The following is an 18,621-nucleotide window of genomic DNA, read 5'->3' on the forward strand; positions in this document are numbered from 1 at the left end:
GGACATCTCGTCCGAGGCCGGATCTGGTTGGCGTGTGTCGCGTCCCGTCTCTGGGTGCAGGTTCGCACGTCCGTCCGCTCACGTCCGGTGAATCGGGCGCGGCCGGGAGCATCGAGCCGTTCGGCCCCCCGACCGGCCTCGTACGGCCCCCGGGAGGGCGCGGGCTCACCGCGGGCGAGGGTCAGGCGTGGCGGGTCCGGCCCCCGCGGGCCAGTGCCTGCACGGCCGCGACCAGCGCGGCGGCCTCGACAGGTCGGGTGACGACGGCATCGAACGCCGTGTCATCCAGGTCGCCGGTGGGCTCGCCTCCGGCTGCGGACCGGACGAGCAGGACGGGGACGTCGTCGAGACGAGCATGGCCGCGGATGGCCGCGATCACCCACCGCGCGTCGTCCGACGCCAGGGCCGAGTCGACCACGATGACGTCGACCGCAGGAGCGTCCGACTCGATGAGCCGGCTCATCGCGTCATGGCCGTCCCTCGTCTCCTCGACCTCGAAGCCGGCCACCTCGAGGTCCACGCGGAGCAGGCGCCGCACCGGCTCGAGGTCGGTGCAGATCAGCGCGAGGGGTGCCCGCTGGAGCCCCTGGGTACCCCGCGGCGCCTCGTCGGCGGGCAGCTCGCGCGCCACGGCGCCCGCGGTCCACGCCACCCCGGTGGGGTGGCGTCCGACGGTGCGGTTCAGCGCGGCCGCCACCGTGTGGAGCGGCGCGCGCTCGAGGTGCATCCTGGCGATCAGCGCCGTCACGGCGGTGTCGAGAGCGTGACGGGGCCGGGCGACCGGTGCACCGGCGGCTGGCACGGGCACCTGGTCGCAGGCGGTCAGGGCCGCCTCGAACCTCTCGATGGGCACCGCGGGCGACCACAGGAAGCCCTGGCCGTGCGTGCACCCCAGCGAGCGCAGGAACGCGTAGTGGTCCATCGTCTCCACCCCCTCACCGACGGTGGTGGCCTCCATCCCCGCTGCGAGGCCGGTGATGCTGCGGCAGATCGCCTCGTCGTCGGCACTCGTGCCGATGCCGGAGACGAACTCCCGGTCGATCTTGAGGATGTCGACCGGGTACCGGCGCAGGTACAGCAACGAGCTGTAGCCGGTGCCGAAGTCGTCGATCGCGATCTTGACGCCGAGCCGTGAGAGGTCTCGAAGCGTCGCGGCCGTGGCGTCCACGTCCTCGACGATGGCCGACTCGGTCAGCTCGACGACCAGCCGCTGCGGCCTCACGCCACTGCTCTCCAGCGCCCGGTGCACGCTGGCCGCCACCCGGTCGTCCATCTGGATCGCCGAGACGTTGACCGCGATGTCGAGCTCACGGCCGTCCTGCACCAGGCGCGGAGCGTCCCGCAGGGCCTGGCCCAGGACCCAGTCGCCCAGCTGATGGATCAGTCCCGACTCCTCCGCGAAGGGGACGAACCGGTCCGGCCCCAGGAGCCCGAGCTGGGGATGGTGCCAGCGCACCAGCGCCTCGACGGCCACGACCGTGCCCGAGGCCAGCTCGACGACGGGCTGGTAGTGCAGGACGAGCTGGACCGGCTCGCTCAGCGCCACCACGAGGTCGGTCTCCAGGCTCCTGCGGAACATCGTCGCCCCCTGCAGCTGCTCGGTGAACAGGACGACCTGACCCGGCCCTCGGCTCTTGGCGTCCAGCAGGGCGGCGTCCGCGGACCGCAGCAGGTCGTCGACGGTCTGGCCGGGGGTGTGCACGCTCACCCCCGCGCTCCCGGAGACCGGGACCTGGATGCCACCCACCGCGAAGGGGAGGTCGAGACAGTCCAGCAGGATCCCGGTCAGGCCCACCGCCGTCTCGGGTCCGTCGGGGTCCAGCTCACCCCACAGGACCATGAACGTGTTGTGCGTGAAGCTGGAGAGGGTGTCGCCGGTGCGGAGCCTGGCCTGGAGCCGCTCGACGACCTGCACCAGCACGCTGTCCCCACCCCGGTACCCCACGAGGTCGTTGACCCGGTGGTAGTGATGGAGGTCGATCTGGGTGACGGCGACGCGGTGGCCGTTGCGGTCACTGTGGCTGATGGCCTGCCCCACACGGTCGACCATCAGGTCGCGGTTGGGGAGGTCGGTGAGTGCGTCGTGGAGGGACTGGTGCGCCAGCGACTGCTCCATGGTGTGCGCGAGGGTGATGTCGTGGTGGGAGATGACCGCGCCGCGGCCCCCGTTGATGGCTGCCGGGCTGAACTGCCCGGTGAACCAGCGACTCTCGCTCGGCGAGTGACACGCGTAGTCGTGCCGGAAGTGGTCCAACGACCCGGCCAGCACGTGACGAAGACCCTGCGCCATGAGCGTCGCCTCGAGATGGTCGGGGTCGGTGATGTCGCCGGCGGCTCCGTCACACGCGCCGAGGTAGCTGACGCCGACCCCGCACTCGGTGTCCGTGCCGCCGTTGGCGGCGGTGAAGTCGCGCCACGCCTGGTTCACCGCGACGATGGTGCTCTCGGCGTCGACTGCGCAGGTCGGGTCGGGCGACGCGTCCAGCAGGCCGCGGGCCAGACCGAGGTACCGTTCCGCCTCGCTCTCCACGCGCCGGAGCTGCAGGGCCCGCAGCACCGCGACCCCGACGGGCCGGTGGGACCCGGCCGGCCTCTCGAGTCCTCGGCTGTCCTCGACCAGCACCCACAGGGCCGGGCCACCGTCACCGCCGTCGGTGATCACCATGAGAGGCGTCCCCGGGTGCGTGGTCCGCATCGCGCGGAGCACCAGGGCGCTGTTCGACCCGGGCGTCGACTGGTCCGCGAGCACCATGTCGACCGGGTGGGTGCCCAGATGGACCATGGCGTCGTCCAGGCAGCCCTCGACATGCACGTCGGCGTTCGGGAACTCGTGCCGGAGGGTCTCGAGGTGGCGCTCGCCGGTCGCGGAGCCGTCCTGGATCAACAGGAGGTGCAGCGCAGACCTCGTGTCCACGGGGGCCAGCCCGTTGCGCCCAGCGCGTAGGGTCACAGCGCCCCACGACAGCGACCGGTGCCGCGGAACGGGTTCGGCGGCGGTCCTGAGCTCGTCGATCGCCGGCGCGGCGCGAGCCTCCTGGGGTTCTCGGGGCTCGCGGTGGAACCGTGGGCAGTACCGGGATGAGGCATCGAGGATGCGTGGGGCATGAGTGGTCCCGTCGTCCCGCCCCACTGTCCCCTACGGGACGTCGTTCGCCTAATGGGTCCGCTGGACCGCTGCCCGCCGCTCCATCGCTCGGACGCACGCGGCCACGCACGTCCTGAACCGCCCTACCCAGCCGGGTCGGCGACGGTCGGCTGGTGCCGTCAGCCGGTGACCTGCTGGGCCGAGGCCTCCTGTCGGGCGGCCAGCTTGGCGGCGCGCTCCTCGCGGCGGGCGACGAAGCGGGAGGCCTCCTCGTCGAGGGCCGCGACCGCGGCGGCGAGCTCGTCGCGGGCCTTCTCGCCCTCGGCGTCGAGCCCTTCGAGCTCCCAGACGCCCCACTGGCGCAGCAGCGGGGCGACGATGTCGTCGTGGTGGATGCGCAGGTCGTAGATGCCGGCCATCGCCATCTGCACCGCCTTGCGCCCGAAGCCGGGGATGATCGCGCCCGGCATCTGGAAGTTGACGACCTCGTCGGTGATCGCCCGCATCGTCTGGCTGGGCGTGAGCTCGAGGGCCGCCTGGATGATGTTGCGGTAGAAGATCATGTGGAGGTTCTCGTCCTTGGCCACCCGGATGAGCAGCTTCTCGGCGATGGGCTCCTCGGTGAAGCGGCCGGTGTTGCGGTGCGAGACGCGGGTGGCGAGCTCCTGGAACGACACGTACGCGCAGACGTTCAGCAGTGGCTTGTCGCCGGAGTCGTAGCCGGTCTCCATGGTGTCCATCCGCGCCCGCTCGAGCTCCTCGGGGTCGACCCCCCGGGTGACCAGCAGGTAGTCGCGGATGCAGAAGGCGTGCCGGCCCTCCTCGGCGGTCCAGCGGTTGACCCAGGCGCCCCACGCGCTGTCGCGCCCGAAGGCCCGCTCGATCTCGCGGTGGTAGCTCGGCAGGTTGTCCTCGGTGAGGAGGTTGACCTCGAGCGCGGTGCGCGCGATGGGCGAGAGCTGGCTCTGCTCGACCGACCACGGCTCGCCGCCGAGCTCCTTGAAGTCGCGGCCCAGCGACCACGGCACGTACTCGTGCGGCATCCACTCCTGCGCGGCGCCGAGGTGCCGGTTGAGGTTCTCCTCGACGGTGGGCTCGAGGGCGGCGAGCAGCTGGGCGCTGTCGAGACTGGCCATGGGTCCTCCTCGGTCGACGAACGCGGTACCGCGCCTACCCCCTGCCTACACCCTCCGGGCGGCCCGGGCCAGACAACGCTCCCCGCTTGTCGCGCCGCCACGCGTCCGGACGGTCAGCTGGAGGGGCCGAAGCGCTCGGTGCGGATGTCGGCGGCGTCGTGCCCGAGGTCCTGCAGATGACGGGTCGCGTTCTCCACGAACCCGTTGGGGCCGCACACGTACACTCGCGGCGGGACGGCGGTGGCGGTCACCGGCGGCAGGTCGTCGCGGCCCAGCCGGCCGGGTGGGCGCGCAACGTCGGGCAGGCCCGCACGGGAGTACAGCCGGTCGACCCGCAGCCCGGGGGTCGTGCGCGAGAGCGCGAAGAGCTCGTTGGTGTAGATGACCAGGTCCGGCGTGCGGACCGAGTAGACGAGGTGGAACGGCACCCTCGACCCCGCGCGCACCCGCTCGCGGATCATCGCCATGAGGGGCACCACCCCGGACCCGCCGCCGACCAGCAGCACCGGCTCGGGCCACGCGGCATCCCAGCGGAACCAGCCGCCGATCGGCCCGCGCACCTCGAGCTCGTCACCCGGGCGCATCTCCTCGACCAGGTAGGGCGAGGCCTCGCCGTCGCCGACCCGCTGCACGGTGAGTGCCATCCGCCCGGGCTCGGGGGCCGACGCGATCGAGTAGGTGCGCTGCGCGGTGTAGCCGTCCTCGGCGGTCAGCCGCACGTCGACGTGCTGGCCCGCGTCGTTGCCGGCCCAGCCGGGGACGTCGAGCACCAGCGTGCGGGCGACCCTGGTCTCCAGCCAGGCGTCGTCGAGGCGAGCGCGCAGCCACGGCATCGGGCCGGGGCGGGGTGGGGCCTCACCGGCCGCCGTGACGCTCATCCGTCGCCCGCGTAGCGCTGCTCGCGCCACGGGTCGCCATAGTCGTGGTAACCGAGGCGCTCCCAGAAACCCGGGGTGTCCTGGTGGCGCAGCTCGATGCCGCTGAGCCACTTGGCCGACTTCCAGAAGTACAGGTGCGGCACCAGCAGCCGGGCGGGGCCGCCGTGCTCGGGGTGCAGGGGGCGGCCGTCGTACTCGAAGGCCACCCAGGCGTCGCGCTCGACGAGGTCGGCCAACGGCAGGTTGGTGGTGTAGCCCCCTGAGGAGTGGACCAGCGCGTAGCGGGCGTCGCCGACGTCGCCCAGCACCGTGCGCACCGGCACCCCGCGCCAGGTGGTGTCGAGCTTGGTCCACTTCGTGACGCAGTGGATGTCGGTGGTGATGCGCTCGCTCGGCAGGGCCATCAGGTCGGCCCACGAGAGGCTGCGGCTGGTGCCGTCGGCGCCGGTGAGGTCGAGGCGCCAGCGGTCGAGCGGCACGTTGGCGGTGGGGCCGGCCGAGAGCACCGGGAAGTCGCGCTCGGGGTACTGGCCGGGCGGGATGCGGGGGTCGCGGTCGCGCCGCCGCCCGACGAAGCCTCTGCTCACCACGTTCACGCCGTCCATCATCCCCGACGCCGCCCCGGTCAGCTCGGTCCGCGCCGGTCACCTCGGTCCGCCCCGGTCACCTCGGTCCGCCCCGGTCACCTCGGTCCGCCCCGGTCACCTCGCACCGCACCGGCCTCATGCGGCCGGTGCGGTGCAGGACCACCGGTGCGGTGCAGGACCACCGGTCCGCGGAACCCACGCCGGCGTCAGTCGGCCGGGCCGAGCGCGGCGAGGTACGTCGCGAAGCCACCCTCCACCCGGCTGCTCGACCGGCCCGAGGTCCGCACGCGGACCCGGTCGGTCGCCACCCAGGGGTGGCCGGCGTCGCGGACCCGCGTGACCAGCCCGACGTCCTCGTGCAGACCCACCTCGGCGAAGCCCCCCGCCTCGAGGTAGGCCGCCGCTCGCACCCCCAGGTTCGCGCCGTGCACGTGGCCGTGCCCCTCGCGCAGGCGATGGCGGGCCCGCCAGGCCAGCAGGACCGCGGGGTCGACGACGTCGACCGGTACGACGGTGCCGACCACGAGGTCGGTACCCGACTCGGCCAGGGCCACCTGGCGGGTGAGCCACCCGGGCGGCACCGCGCAGTCCGCATCGGTGTTCGCGACCCAGGTGGCGCGGGGGTCGGCCGCGCGGGCCCGGGGCGCCGAGAGGCCGGTCGCCACCGCCTCGCGGCGGGCCACCCCGACGCAGCCCGCGTCGATGGCCAGCAGCGTGACCGGATGCCGCGCCGCCACGGCGGCGGTGCCGTCGACGCACCGGTCGAGGGCCAGGACCACCTCGACCGTGACGTCGGGCCGGGCGGCCAGCAGCCGGTCGGCGGCCACCCGCACGCTGTCGAGGCACGCGCCGACCAGCCGCTCCTCGTCGCGCGCGGGCACGGCGACGACGACGTGCCCGATGCGGGAGCCACTCACCGGCGGCCCTCGGCGGCGGCCACCGAGACGGGGCCGCCCCACACGTCGACCAGCACGTCGCCGTCGGCGTGGCGCACCCGGTGGCCGAGGTCGGCCAGGGCGGTGGCCGCCTGCGCGTGGACGGCCGGCCCGTCGAGCGGGACGCCCTCGGTGGGATGCCGCCAGTGGACCAGCACGACCTCGCCGCCCGGGGCCAGCGCGGCGCGGACCCGGGCAAGGGTCTCGAGCAGCTCGACGGGGGTGAGGAAGTACCCGACCTCCGAGAGGACCACGAGGTCGACCGGCCCCTCGGGGACCGCGCCGGGGGCCCGCCCGAGCTCCCATCGGACGTGGGCCGGGGCGTTGCGCGCGGCGACCTCGAGCGCCGCGGCACTGGGGTCCACCGCCACGACATGCTCGGCCCGCTCGGCCAGAGCCCGCGTGAGGACACCTGTCGCACAACCGATCTCGACCACCACCCGATAGCGCTCCCGCCCCAGCACGGCAGTCGTGAGGGCCCGCTTCCGCCGCTCGTAGAACGAGCCGGTGAAGCCCCAGGGGTCGTCGCCGTCGTCGTACATCCCGTCGAAGGCCGGGGCGACGTCGGCGTCGGTGCGGGCCGGGCGGACCGGCAGCACCCCGGGCTCGGCCATCAGGGCCTCGACCAGCCGCCGGGCCCGGCGCAGCACCGGGGCGGTCACCACGGCGGCTTCCCCCGGGCCGGGGCCGAGCGGCGCGGTCTGCGACGGGTAGCAGGCCACGGCCGCGGCCCGCGCCGCCAGGTCGGCCGGAGCCGGCTCGACGACGTGCAGGCGGGTACGGTCGAGGTCGCCCGGCCGGCCCCAGTGCCACAGCCACAGCGGGTAGTGCGCCACGGCGGCCCCGGCGCCGGCGGCACCGGTCGCCGCCGCCCGGCCCAGCGCGTCGTGGTCGGGGTGCCCGTCAGCGGTCCAGGGCGCCAGCACGAGGGTGCCCGGCCGGCTGCGCTCGGCCACCCGGTCGGCCAGGGCGCCCTCGGCGGCGGCCAGACCACCGTCGGGCAGCCCGAGGTGCTCGACCGTCGCGCCGGGGGCGAGGATCGCGACGGCGGCCTCCACCTCCCCCGCCCGCACCGGGGCCAGGCGCCCCGGTGTCCAGGCCCGGGCGTCCGGATGCGAAGCCTCACCGGCGGTCGCGACCACGACCCGTACCCGCAGCCCCGCCCGGTGGGCGGCCGCCACGAAGGCGCCGACGGCCAGGGTCTCGTCGTCGGGATGCGCAGCCAGCACGAGGAGCTTGTCGTAGCGATCGCGCAGCCCGTCGACGTCCACGAGCGGGGCGGTCCACCACAGGGGGTCGGCCAGCCACACCGGCTCGGGCGTGCCGGGGTCGGCGTGGTGGAAGCGCGGAGGGCCCCCGGTCATCGGTCCTCCCGTGGTCCGAGCACGAGGCCGCCCAAGGCCGCCAGGTCACGCTCGGCATGGTGCTGGCGCAGGTAGACCGTGAGGTCGGCGACCCGCCGGGCGTGGCTTTCGACCTGGGTCAGCGGGGCCGGGCCCAGCCCGTGCCCCACGACCCGCAGCACCTCCTCGGCCGCGTCGGCGACGACGGCCCGTACCCGGGCCGCGAGCAGCACCCCGGCCGGACCGTCCGCCCGGCCGGCGGCGATGGCGGCGGCGGCGTCCCGCAGCGAGAGGAGGGCGGCGTGCAGCGCCCGGTCGGTGGTGCCCAGGTGCAGCAGGGCCACCTGGTCGGGCGGACGGCGACCGGCCGCGGTGGTCAGGGCGCCGGCGAGCGCCGCGGCCGCGCCGAACCACACCGCCGCCACCCCGATGCCGCCCCACGCGAACCCGGGACGGGCGAGGTACCAGCCGGGGCCGCCGACGGGCACGGCCGGCACGCCGGCGAGGGTCATGCTGCCGGTGGTCACCGCGCTCAGCCCGCGCGAGACCCAGGTGCCGGTCTCGTGCCGGACGCCGGGGTGGTGCAGCGGCACGGCGTAGAGCCGGGGTGCGGTGTCGTCGTCGGCGGTCACGAGCGCGTGGCTGACCACCGTGGCGAGCGAGCACCAGGCCTTGGTCCCCTCGAGCCGTGGGCCGTCGCTCCCGGCGGTGGCGCGCAGCCCGGTGCCGGGGGCGCGGGCCGCGTAGACCCCGAAGCTGCTGGCGGCATCAACCCCCAGGACGCCCAGGTCGGGGTCGCCGGCCTGCGCCAGGACGGCCACCGCGTCCAGGTGCGGCTCCGCCGCCCGGGCTGCCGTGAGGTCGGCGGCTCCGAGGGTCGCGAGCGTGGCGAGGTAGCGCCACGGGTCCTGCGCCAGGCCGCGCGCGACCGGGGCGAGGTCCCGGGCCAGCGCCAGGGCGTCCGCGATGTCCGGGCCCGCCACAGGGACGTCACCGGTGGCCCACTCGGCGGCCCGCCACGCGCCGGTCACGGGGCGTCCCGCCGCTCGGAGGTCAGGACGTAGCCGCGCTCGGCGTCCACGGTGACCAGCCCGAGGTCCTCGAAGGCGTCGAGCCACCCCCGCATCGGCCACCATCCCCAGCGGGCCGCGAACCGTGCCCCGTTCTCGACGATGTCGCGCACGTGGCGGACCGGCAGGCCGCCGTCGCCGTGGTCCTGGTGGTAGGCGGTCGCTCCGCCCAGCCACAGCAGCGCACCGTAGGCGGCCTCGAGACGCTGCCCGAAGTCGGTGTCCTCGGCGCCGTAGCCGACGTAGCCCTCGTCGAAACCGCCGATGCGGGCCCAGTCCTGGGCCGTGACCGCGAAGCACAGCGACCAGAAGAGGCGCGTGTCGTGGCTGCGCTGCACCGCCCCGGCCGGCAGCGCGGGCCGGGCCCGGTGCGGGGCCGACCCGGCGTCGAGCGCGGCCCAGCTACGGGCGTCCTCCGCGACCGCGGTCGTCGGGGCGTCGAGGTAGCGCACCTCCCCGCACGCGACGACCGGGAAGCCCACGTGCCGGCCGAGCCGGGGCGCCAGGACCTCGGTGTAGCGGGCGACGAGGTCGGGCCCCGGGATGCAGTCGACGTCGAGCAGGACGACGACCTCGGCGCCCCGCTCGAGGGCGGCCGCGACGCCGACGTTGCGGGCGCGGGCGAGGGGGAGACGCCCGCCCGCGACCGGCACCGGCACGACGTGGTCCTCGAGGGCGGCGACCGGGGTGTCGGCCAGGACGGCGGTGAGGCCCGGGTCGTCCATGGCGACGACGACGTGCAGGTCGGGCACCCGGGTCTGGCGCGCCAGCCCCCAGCGCTGGCCGCGTAGGTGGTCGTGCCGGCCGTGGGCGATGGTGACGACGGCGACGCGCGGGGTCCCGTCGGGCAGCCCGGTCATCGCGCGGCCAGCCCGGACGCGAGGTCGTCGAGCCGGGCCGCCAGGTCGGCGGCGGCCGTCCCGGTGCTCCACCGCTCCCAGCCGCTGCCTCCGAGGCGGCGCGCCCGGTCGAGCAGCCCCGGCCAGCGCTGCGCCTCCGGCCAGGTGTCGAGCCCGACCGCCACGTCCATCCGGGTCAGCGCGGCCGCGGTGGCCTCCTGCTCGCCGAAGGGCCGGGGCTGGGCGACCACCACGGCCGGCCGGCGGGCGGCGGCCACCTCGGCGACGGCGTTCTGCCCGCCATGGGTGACCACGACATCGGCGTCGAGCAGGGCGTCCCAGAGGAGGGACTCGGGCAGCGCGGGCGACCACTCGACCCACTCCCAGCCCGGGGTGGCGGCCCGGGCGGCGGCCACCTGCCCCACCGTGGTGGCGCGGCCGCCGGCTCCCCAGAGCAGCAGCACGCGCGGCCGGGGGTGGGGGCGGGGCGCGCGCCGTCGGCGCCCGTCGAAGCGGCTCAGCGCGCCGACCGCCCAGGTCTTGTCGGTCCAGGCCTGTGGCCAGCCGTGCCCGTGGGCACCCGCCGGCCAGGGCGCCAGCAGGGCCTCGGCCAGGTCGTGGGCCAGGGCGTGGGCCGGGTCGGTGCGCTCACCCGGGAGGGCGGCCACGACCACGGGGACCCCGCACAGGCGGGCCAGCAGCGCGACCTCGACCGAGACGTCGACCACCAGCAGGTCCGGGCGGCAGCGCACGGCCCACTCGGCCACGGTGGCGGCACGGGCGGCCAGCCCGGCGTCGTGGCGCGGCGCCCAGTGCAGGGTGCCGTGGGCGGTGACGTCGGCGGGCTCCGGCGAGTGGTCGTCGCGCTCCAGGACCACCCACTCCCCCCGCCAGTCGCCGGGCGGCGGGGCGGACCCCAGCCCGGTCACGGGCCGGCCGCGCAGGGTCAGCTGCCGGGCCACGGCGGCCGCGCGGGTCCCGTGCCCGCGGCCCACGTGGTGCACGTACCAACCGATCATGCGACCAGCCCCGGCGTGAGGACCTCGTAGTGCGCGAGGTACTCCGACACCATCCGGTCGACAGAGCACTCACGGACGGCACGGTCGCGGCACGCCCCACGGTCGAGCAGCCCCGCCGCCCCGACCGCCGCCGCCAGCCCCGCCACGAGAGCGTCGTCGTCGGGCGCGTCGGGGTCGGGGTCGACCAGCACGCCGGTCGCGGCGTCCAGCACCTCGGGCAGGCCGCCGCGCGCGATCGCCACGACGGGGGTGCCGCAGGCCAGCGACTCGGCCGCCACGAGGCCGTAGGGCTCCTCCCAGGCGGGGGTCACGAGGGTGACGGCGCTGCTGCCGAAGAGCGCGGCCAGCCCCGCGGTGCCCAGGTGGCCGACGTACTCGGCGTCGGGGCCGAGCAGGGGGGCCACGTGCGACGCGAAGTACGCGGGGTCGCCCACGGGCCCGGCCAGGCGCAGGCGGCGCCCGGCGGCGCGGGCTGCGGCGATGGCCAGGTGCGGCGCCTTCTCGGGGACGATCCGGCCGGCCCACGCCAGGTCGGGGCCGCCCGGGCCCGGGGTCCAGCGGCGCACGTCGACACCGTTGGGCACGACGTCCACCTCGGTGACGTGCCGCCAGGCGGCGGCCGTGTGCTCGCTGACCGCGACGTGGTGCAGCCCCGCGCCCGGGACGCTGCGGGCGATGGCGATGGCGGGCTCGAGCCACGGGGTCGGCGGGGTGTGCAGGGTCGTCAGGACCGCCGAGGGGACCGAGCCGGCCATCGCGACCGGCAGGTGGTGGAGGCTGTTGTTGTGCACGACGTCGACGTCGTCGCGCCGCTGCAGGTGCAGCATCACCTGGAGGTAGGCGTGGTGCTCGCGCAGCCAGCTCTCGGGCACCATGCTCACGTCGGCCCGGGCCGCGTCGCTGAGCCGCAGGGGACTGGTACCGAGCATCCGGGCGTCGAGGGCGGGGTCGCTGCCCTCGCCGGCGAAGACGGTGACGTCGACCCCCCGGCCGCGCAGGCCGTGCACCAGGTGCCAGGTCAGCGACTCCAGGCCTCCGGCGAAGGGCTCGGCGATGGGGTGCCGGGCGGCCGCCAGGATGACGATGTGCACGCGTGTTCTCCTCGGTCCGTGGGGGGACGGCGGCGCGGGTGCGCCCGCACCCGTCGACCCGTCGAGCGAGCCCCCGAACCGGCCGCCGGCTCGACGGGGGGTCACGGAGCCGCGCGGCGCTGCGCCGGGGCGTCCGTGGATGGGCTCACCGCGGACACCTCGCTGTCTCCCAGTACCCCGCCGGGGCGCGGCCAACCCTCCCCGGGGCCGCGGGTTCCCAGCCGCTCCGGAGCGGTCGCGACCGGTCAGTCCTGGGCCGTCGCTGCCGTGAGCCCGCGGGCCGGCACCGGCTGGGAGAGGTGGGCGGCCACGAACTCGACGAGCGGGACGGGCCGGCCGATGTAGTAGCCCTGGGCATAGTCGACGCCCAGCTCGCGCACCAGCTCGAACACGGTGCGGTCCGTCACGAACTCGGCCACCGTGCCCTTGCCGAGGTTGCGCGCGACGTCGATGATCGAGCGCAGCAGCTGGCGGTCCATCGGCGAGCGGTGGGCGTCGGTGACGAACTCGCCGTCGATCTTCACGTAGTCGAAGACCAGGTGCTTGAGGTAGTAGAAGGAGCCGTAGCCGGCGCCGAAGTCGTCGAGCGCGAAGAGGGTGCCGAGGTTGCGCAGCCGTTCGCCGAAGCCCCGCGCGGCCGCCACGTCACGGACGGCGGCGGTCTCGGTGACCTCCAGGACCAGCGTGCTGGGAGCGACGCCGTACTCCTCGAGGGCCGCCACGAGGGCGGCCTCGACGTCCGGGTGCCCGATGGACTGGGCCGAGATGTTGACCTCGAGGACGAACTCGGGGTCACGGCGCTGCAGGTCGGCCAGCATCGCGATGGAGTGCCGCAGCACCCACGAGTCCAGCGCCGGGGCCAGCCCGGTCAGCTCGGCCACGTAGACGAACCGCCCCGGCGGGATGAGGGTGCCGTCGTCGTCGCGCAGCCGCACCAGGCTCTCGGCCTGGGTCACCCGGCCCTGGGCCACGTCGAGGATCGGCTGCAGGTGCAGCTCGAACAGGTCGTTCTCGATGGCGTGCTCGATGCGCGAGCGCCACTCCATCCGGGCACCCAGGCGCGGGGTCCGGTGCGCCTCGGACGTCAGCAGCACGTAGCCGTCGCGCCCGGCGTCCTTCGCGTCGTACATCAGCATGTCGGCCAGGGCGAGCACGTCGCCCTGGCGGGCGGCCGCGGCCACGAAGGTGAGCACGCCGATGCTGGCGGTCACCCGGCGGTGCACCCCGTCGAGGGAGGCGCAGTGCTCGCGGATCTGCTCGACGAGGTGGGCCGCGACCGTCTCGGCGCTGGCGTCGTCGGCCTCCGGCAGGAGCACGGCGAACTCGTCCCCGCCCAGCCGCGCCACGAGGTCGGACTGGCGGACACCGTCGCGCAGGATCGCGCCGGTGGTGGCGATCAGGTGGTCACCGGCGGCGTGCCCGAGGGTGTCGTTGACCTCCTTGAAGTGGTCCAGGTCGATCAGGAGCAGGGCGCCGCGGGGCCCGTAACGCGCGCAGACGGCCTGGTGCTGCGACAGGGACTCCTCGAACCGCCGCCGGTTGGGGAGCCCCGTGAGGACGTCGTGGTCGGCGAGGAAGCTGAGCCGCTCCTCGTAGCGTCGCCGTTCGGAGACGTCGACCACGTTGATGAGGATCTCGTCACCGTCGAGGTGGTCGGTGACGTGCCGGCTGCTGGTCGCGATCGTCATGGGCAGGCCAGAAGGACCGTCGGGCACGGTCCACTCGCTCTCGACGAGCTCCCCGGCCGCCCGCACCGTGTCGTCGAGGTACCGGCGGGCCTCCTTCTCCAGCCCGGGGGCCAGCGCCCACACCGGGGCACCGAGGCAGTCGTCCTCGGTGCGGCCGAACATGGTGGCGAAGGCCCGGTTGGCCTGCTGGATGTGGCCGGTCGCATCGACGACGACCACGCCGTGCGGAGCGTCCGAGATGAGTCGGTCCGACCGCGTCCGCGCCCGGCGGAGCCGCTGGACGTGCTCGTGCTCCTCCGTCACGTCCTGCCACACCAGGACGGCGCGGTCGGGCTCCCCGTCGGCGCCGTTGTGCAGCGGCAGGGCGTCGACCGAGACGATCCGTTCGCGCCCGGCGTCGTCCTCGCTGATGATGCGCTCCCCGGAGACGTGCTCGCCGAGCAGGGCGCGCACCGAGGGGCGCTCGTCGTGCGCCAGCGTCCGGCCCTGGAGGCTGCGCTTGAGGAGCCGGTGCTCGAGCGGGGTCTGGCCCGGAGCCACCGCGACGGGCCCGTGCAGCCAGGTCGCCCCGGCCAGGTTGTGCATGCCGAGCGAGCCGTTGCGCTCGACGACGAAGAGCCCCACGGGGAGGGCCTCGACCAGGATGCGGAGGTCCTCGACCGCGTCCTCGGCCTCGCGGCGGGCGAGGGCCTGGGCGGCCAGGCTGTCGCCCAGCTGCGCGCGCACGGTGGCGAGCACGAGCGCGAGGAAGGCGGCCAGCATCATGAAGGCCTGGAGCACCAGGCCGCGGTCGGCCGGGTCGGTGATGCTCGCCAGGGCCCCGCCGGCGCCGGTGCGCACGAGGACGAGGGCGCCGGTGGCCACCAGGGCGCCCTCGAGCGCGGCGAGCGGGATGGGCAGGCGCAGGCCGGCCCACACCACGAGGGCCAGTGGCACGAAGGCCAGGGGCAGCTGCTGGGCGGGGCCGAACACCCACACCAGGGTGACGACCGTGAGGACCACGAGGACGGCGCCCTCGGCCAGCTGGGCGCGGCGGGGCCGCTCGAAACGCTCGGAGCCGAGCAGCGACGGGCCGACGACGAGCACGACGGCGGCCAGGTTGCGCAGCCACCAGGCGACCCCGGTCGACCAGGTGACGTCGGCGGTGGTGGCGGTGAGCGCGAGCATCCCGACGAGGGCGCTCACGGCGACGCCGAGCGCGCAGGCCCCGAGGAAGCGGTAGAGCTCGGAGATGCGCCGGACGCCGGCGGACAGCGGTCCGGGCTCGCCCCGCTGCCCGCCCCCCAGCAGCAGCCAGGTGGCGACAGAGATGGTGACGTTGGCGACGCCGAGGCCGGCGGCCGCCACCGGCGGTACCCCGGTGAGGCCGTTGCCGACGGCCGCCACCACGGTGATCACGGTGGCCGCGAGAGCGACCTCCCGGCGGGCACGCGCGCGCAGCACCCAGAGCAGGCCGACCCCGGACGCCGGCCAGACGAGGGCCAGCTCGGTCCCGGGCAGCACGGTGAGCCGCCCCAGGAAGATGGACAGCACCAGCACCGCCGTGAACACAGCGGTGCGGCGACGCATGGGACTCCTCGGGCACAGTCGGGACACCCCTGCCCTGCGCCCAGCATCGGCCACCCCACGGGGCGTTGTCATCTCCAGGCGCCCCGATCCCCGACATCGGCGGCCGATCGTGGCTGATCAGCGCGGGGGCCATCCACCGAACGGGGGATGAGGGCTCGGGGCTCCCTCGTCGTTATCGTGGACGGATGACCTCCTACGGACGCATGCCGGTGACGTGTCCCGTGTGCGGGGCGGCGGTCCATCCGAACTACAGTGCCTGCCCGGCGTGCGGTGCCGCCCTGGTCGCGGGCGAGCCGTCGCTGTACGACGAGCTCCTCCCCCCGGGTGACGACACGGGGGTCCGCTACGACGAGCGCGGCGTGCCTTACGACCGCGGGGCGGGGTACGACGACGACCTCGCCGACGACGAGCGCGGCGTCCCCTCGGGGGGCGCGGGGGCGGCGCACGCGCCCGACGACCGGCGTCGGCGCGGCGGCGTGCTGGGCCCGGTGGTGCTGCTGGCGGGCGTGGTCGTCCTGGCCCTGCTGGTCTGGTGGCTCCTGCCGGGGGGCGGCAGCGACGACACCACGGTCGCGAGCGGCCCGAGCGCCTCGGCGACGCCGTCCGGTGAGGGCGCCTCGCAGACCCCCACGGGGACACCGTCGGCGGCGACGTCGGGACCGTCCGGCGTGCCCACGGCGCCGGGCTCGCCCACCGCCATCCAGATGGCCGCCGGCTCCACCAGCTGCGGCGACACCGGCTCGGGGGCGCTCGCCTGGAGCGGCAACGACGTCACGAGCTGCGAGTTCGCGCTTGAGACCGCGACGGCCCTGGCGTCGGCCCGCGCGACCCTGCCGGCCACGGTCACCGCCACTTCGCCGGTGACCAAGAAGGACTACACGATGGCGTGCGAGAACACCACGCCCGTGCGGTGCACCGGCGGCAACAACGCCGTGGTGTACGTGCAGCTGCCGGGGTAGCGGTCGTAGGTCGTCCGTGGCGCTATCTCGAGCCCGGACAGGCCTCTGCTGGGGCCGCGGCCTCAGTCGATGATCTCGTCGGGGACCCGGGTCCGCGGTGCGGGCACGTCGGCGCCCTCCTGCGTGAACGACGAGACCACGTAGGCGTTGCCGTCCATCAGGGCGCGCACGACCGCGTCGACCCACGGCTCCGGCATCCCCACGACCCCGATCTCGGCCAGCCCGCGCTCGAGCCGCTGGGCCACCGGCTCCGGGTCGTCGTACGGGCCGGCCTCGGCCAGGCGGTCGACGACCTCCTGCACGGCGAGGTCGTGGGCCCGGCGCTGGGCCAGACGGTCTTCGTCGCTCGTCTCCATGTGGCTCCTCTCGGGGTGCGGGCCGGATGCCCCGACCCCTTCGACCTTACGTCCGTCCCGCCCGCCCGAGCCGGGCGGGCGCGGATCCGGCGCCTCCCCCGCCCAAGGTTCGGCAGCCCCGGCGACCCCTCTTGCCCCGGGGCGACGTCGTGTGGTTGCGTGGCCGCACCGTCCCCGCCGCTCGGCGAGGCAGCCACAGCGAGGTGGTCCCTGATGGGTTCGACGTACGACTACGTGATCGTGGGGGCGGGGTCCGCCGGGGCCGTCGTCGCCGCCCGGCTGACCGAGGACCCGGACGTGCGCGTCTGCCTCCTCGAGGCCGGTGGCCCTCCCCCGCCGGCCGAGCTGATGCCGGCCGCGGTCGCGAGCCTGCAGAACGACCCGAGCACCGACTGGATGTTCACCGGTGACGCCGGCGGCGTGGGCAAGGGCCTGGTCGGCGGCCGGATGATGGTGCCGCGGGGCAAGATGCTCGGCGGGTCGTCGGGTATCAACTACATGGCGTACGTGCGCGGTCACCCCGGCGACTTCGACGCCTGGGCCGAGGGCGGCGCCGAGGGTTGGTCCTACGCCGAGGTGCTGCCGTACTTCCTCAAGGCCGAGGGCTTCGTGCACAGCACCGAGCTGCACCCCGACCTCGAGGCGCACGCCGACGACGGCCCCGTGGGGGTCTCGGTCCGCGAGCCGATCCTGCCCGCGTCCACCCAGTTCGTCGACGCCGCCGGCGCCACCGGCATGAAGCAGGGCGACTACAACGGCGCCGACCGCCGCGAGGCATCGGGGGTGGCCTCGCTCTTCCAGACCACGACCAAGGACGGCAAGCGCAGCTCGACCTTCCACGCCTACCTCGAGCCGGTGATGGACCGCGAGAACCTCACCGTGGTCACCGGGGCGCTCGTCGAGCGCATCGTGCTCGAGGGGGCCGGTGGCGACGTGCGCGCGACGGGCGTCGCCTACCGCACCGACGACGGCGGCCACGCGGAGGTGTCGGCCGGTACCGAGGTCGTGCTGTGCGCCGGGGCGATCGGCTCGCCCCACGTGCTCCTGCTGTCGGGCGTCGGCGCCCGTGACGAGCTCGCGGCCGCCGGGGTCGAGTGCGTCGTCGACCTGCCCGACGTGGGCCGCCACCTCAAGGACCACCTGCACACGCCGCTGATGTTCGCGGCCGACGGCATCGGCGAGACGATGACCGAGGTGGCCATGTCGCTCGGGCCCGACGCCCTGCGCGCGCCCGCCGGCCCGCTGCCGGCCGACCCGGCCGACGACGTCGACCTGCCCGAGCCGCTGGCCGCCGCCAAGGCCGAGGCCGAGCGGCGCCTCGGCGAGTGGTTCACCACCGGCAAGGGGCTCGCGTCCTCCTCGCTCTACGACGCGGTCGCGTTTTTCTCCACCGGTCTCGGCGACGCGCACACCCACGACGCGCAGATCGGCTTCCTGGCGTGCGGCTACACCCCGGGCATCTGGGAGGCCGTGTTCCGCATCCCGCCCACCGCGTTCTTCGAGGACCCCGACGCCTTCCTCGACCCCACCAAGGCGCAGGTCGTCATCCTGCCCAACCCGGTGCAGCCGCACTCCGAGGGCACCGTCACGCTGGCCTCGGCAGACGCCGCGGTGCCGCCGCGCATCGACCTGAACTACTTCGACGACCCCCACGACGTCCGGGTGATGGTGGCGGTGATGCGCAAGGCCCTCGAGATCGCCGCTGCGTGGCCCGGCGGCGGCCTCGGCGACCCGGTGGTGCCGCCGCACCTGGCGCAGGCGCACGGATGGGAGCCGGGCACCGAGCCCAGCGACGCCCTGCTCGAGGACATGGCGCGGCACTACGCGCTGACGGTCTACCACGAGACCTCGACCTGCCGGATCGGCGACGTGGTCGACCCCCAGCTGCGGGTGCGCGGCATCGACCGCCTGCGGGTGGCCGACGCCAGCGTGATGCCCAACGTGGTCAGCGGCAACACCAACGCCGCCACCATCATGATCGGCGAGAAGGCCGCCGAGATGATCGCGAGCGAGCACGGGGTCCGCCTGCACCGCATCGTCGGCTGACCCCCCCGGCACCGGGCGGC

14 protein-coding genes are annotated in these 18,621 nt (G+C 75.2%); 2 read left to right on the forward strand and 12 right to left on the reverse strand.

The window, feature by feature from the left end; genetic code table 11:
- Positions 1 to 181 precede the first annotated feature (181 nt).
- The 11 genes from ATL31_RS06760 to ATL31_RS06810 form a co-directional block, all read right to left on the reverse strand.
- Positions 182 to 2,914: an EAL domain-containing protein gene (locus ATL31_RS06760; protein WP_143598346.1), complete on the reverse strand. Its 2,733-nt coding sequence runs from the start codon at positions 2,912 to 2,914 to the stop codon at positions 182 to 184.
- A gap of 350 nt (positions 2,915 to 3,264) precedes the next feature.
- Entirely contained in the window at positions 3,265 to 4,221 is a 957-nt protein-coding gene (locus tag ATL31_RS06765; RefSeq protein WP_101395100.1) for an acyl-ACP desaturase, read from the reverse strand.
- Between the two features lie 113 nt (positions 4,222 to 4,334).
- Positions 4,335 to 5,099: a ferredoxin reductase gene (locus tag ATL31_RS06770; protein WP_101395101.1), complete on the reverse strand. Its 765-nt coding sequence runs from the start codon at positions 5,097 to 5,099 to the stop codon at positions 4,335 to 4,337.
- A complete protein-coding gene (locus tag ATL31_RS06775) occupies positions 5,096 to 5,695 on the reverse strand; it encodes a sulfite oxidase-like oxidoreductase (protein ID WP_101395102.1) in 600 nt (199 codons plus the stop codon). Before ATL31_RS06775 ends, ATL31_RS06770 begins: the two co-directional genes overlap by 4 nt.
- 197 nt (positions 5,696 to 5,892) lie before the next feature.
- Positions 5,893 to 6,603, reverse strand: a complete 711-nt coding sequence (locus tag ATL31_RS06780) for a glycosyltransferase family 2 protein (RefSeq protein ID WP_245862004.1) — start codon at positions 6,601 to 6,603, stop codon at positions 5,893 to 5,895.
- The gene (locus tag ATL31_RS06785; protein ID WP_101395103.1) at positions 6,600 to 7,985 is read right to left on the reverse strand and encodes a bifunctional PIG-L family deacetylase/class I SAM-dependent methyltransferase; all 1,386 of its coding nucleotides are present in this window, start codon (positions 7,983 to 7,985) and stop codon (positions 6,600 to 6,602) included. Before ATL31_RS06785 ends, ATL31_RS06780 begins: the two co-directional genes overlap by 4 nt.
- Positions 7,982 to 8,995, reverse strand: a complete 1,014-nt coding sequence (locus ATL31_RS17065; protein ID WP_101395104.1) for an acyl-CoA/acyl-ACP dehydrogenase — start codon at positions 8,993 to 8,995, stop codon at positions 7,982 to 7,984. Before ATL31_RS17065 ends, ATL31_RS06785 begins: the two co-directional genes overlap by 4 nt.
- Positions 8,992 to 9,894: a glycosyltransferase family 2 protein gene (locus ATL31_RS06795; protein WP_101395105.1), complete on the reverse strand. Its 903-nt coding sequence runs from the start codon at positions 9,892 to 9,894 to the stop codon at positions 8,992 to 8,994. Before ATL31_RS06795 ends, ATL31_RS17065 begins: the two co-directional genes overlap by 4 nt.
- The gene (locus ATL31_RS06800; protein ID WP_101395106.1) at positions 9,891 to 10,892 is read right to left on the reverse strand and encodes a glycosyltransferase; all 1,002 of its coding nucleotides are present in this window, start codon (positions 10,890 to 10,892) and stop codon (positions 9,891 to 9,893) included. The genes ATL31_RS06795 and ATL31_RS06800 overlap by 4 nt, the downstream gene beginning before the upstream one ends.
- Positions 10,889 to 11,983, reverse strand: coding sequence for a glycosyltransferase (locus tag ATL31_RS06805; RefSeq protein WP_101395107.1), 1,095 nt, complete (start codon positions 11,981 to 11,983; stop codon positions 10,889 to 10,891). The genes ATL31_RS06800 and ATL31_RS06805 overlap by 4 nt, the downstream gene beginning before the upstream one ends.
- A 245-nt stretch (positions 11,984 to 12,228) precedes the next feature.
- The gene (locus tag ATL31_RS06810; RefSeq protein WP_158239797.1) at positions 12,229 to 15,240 is read right to left on the reverse strand and encodes a bifunctional diguanylate cyclase/phosphodiesterase; all 3,012 of its coding nucleotides are present in this window, start codon (positions 15,238 to 15,240) and stop codon (positions 12,229 to 12,231) included.
- Positions 15,241 to 15,425: 185 nt separating this feature from the next.
- On the opposite strand from ATL31_RS06810, the gene ATL31_RS06815 reads away from it, so the two are divergent.
- Positions 15,426 to 16,199, forward strand: a complete 774-nt coding sequence (locus tag ATL31_RS06815; protein ID WP_101395109.1) for a hypothetical protein — start codon at positions 15,426 to 15,428, stop codon at positions 16,197 to 16,199.
- A gap of 62 nt (positions 16,200 to 16,261) precedes the next feature.
- On the opposite strand, the gene ATL31_RS06820 is transcribed toward ATL31_RS06815, so the two are convergent.
- Positions 16,262 to 16,555, reverse strand: coding sequence for a hypothetical protein (locus ATL31_RS06820; protein WP_101395110.1), 294 nt, complete (start codon positions 16,553 to 16,555; stop codon positions 16,262 to 16,264).
- Between the two features lie 213 nt (positions 16,556 to 16,768).
- Between ATL31_RS06820 and ATL31_RS06825 the strand changes: the two genes are divergently transcribed.
- Positions 16,769 to 18,601: a GMC family oxidoreductase gene (locus tag ATL31_RS06825; RefSeq protein WP_101395111.1), complete on the forward strand. Its 1,833-nt coding sequence runs from the start codon at positions 16,769 to 16,771 to the stop codon at positions 18,599 to 18,601.
- Positions 18,602 to 18,621 lie beyond the last annotated feature (20 nt).

Origin of the sequence: Phycicoccus duodecadis (genome assembly GCF_002846495.1) — a bacterium.
Classification (GTDB): Bacteria; Actinomycetota; Actinomycetes; order Actinomycetales; family Dermatophilaceae; genus Phycicoccus; species Phycicoccus duodecadis.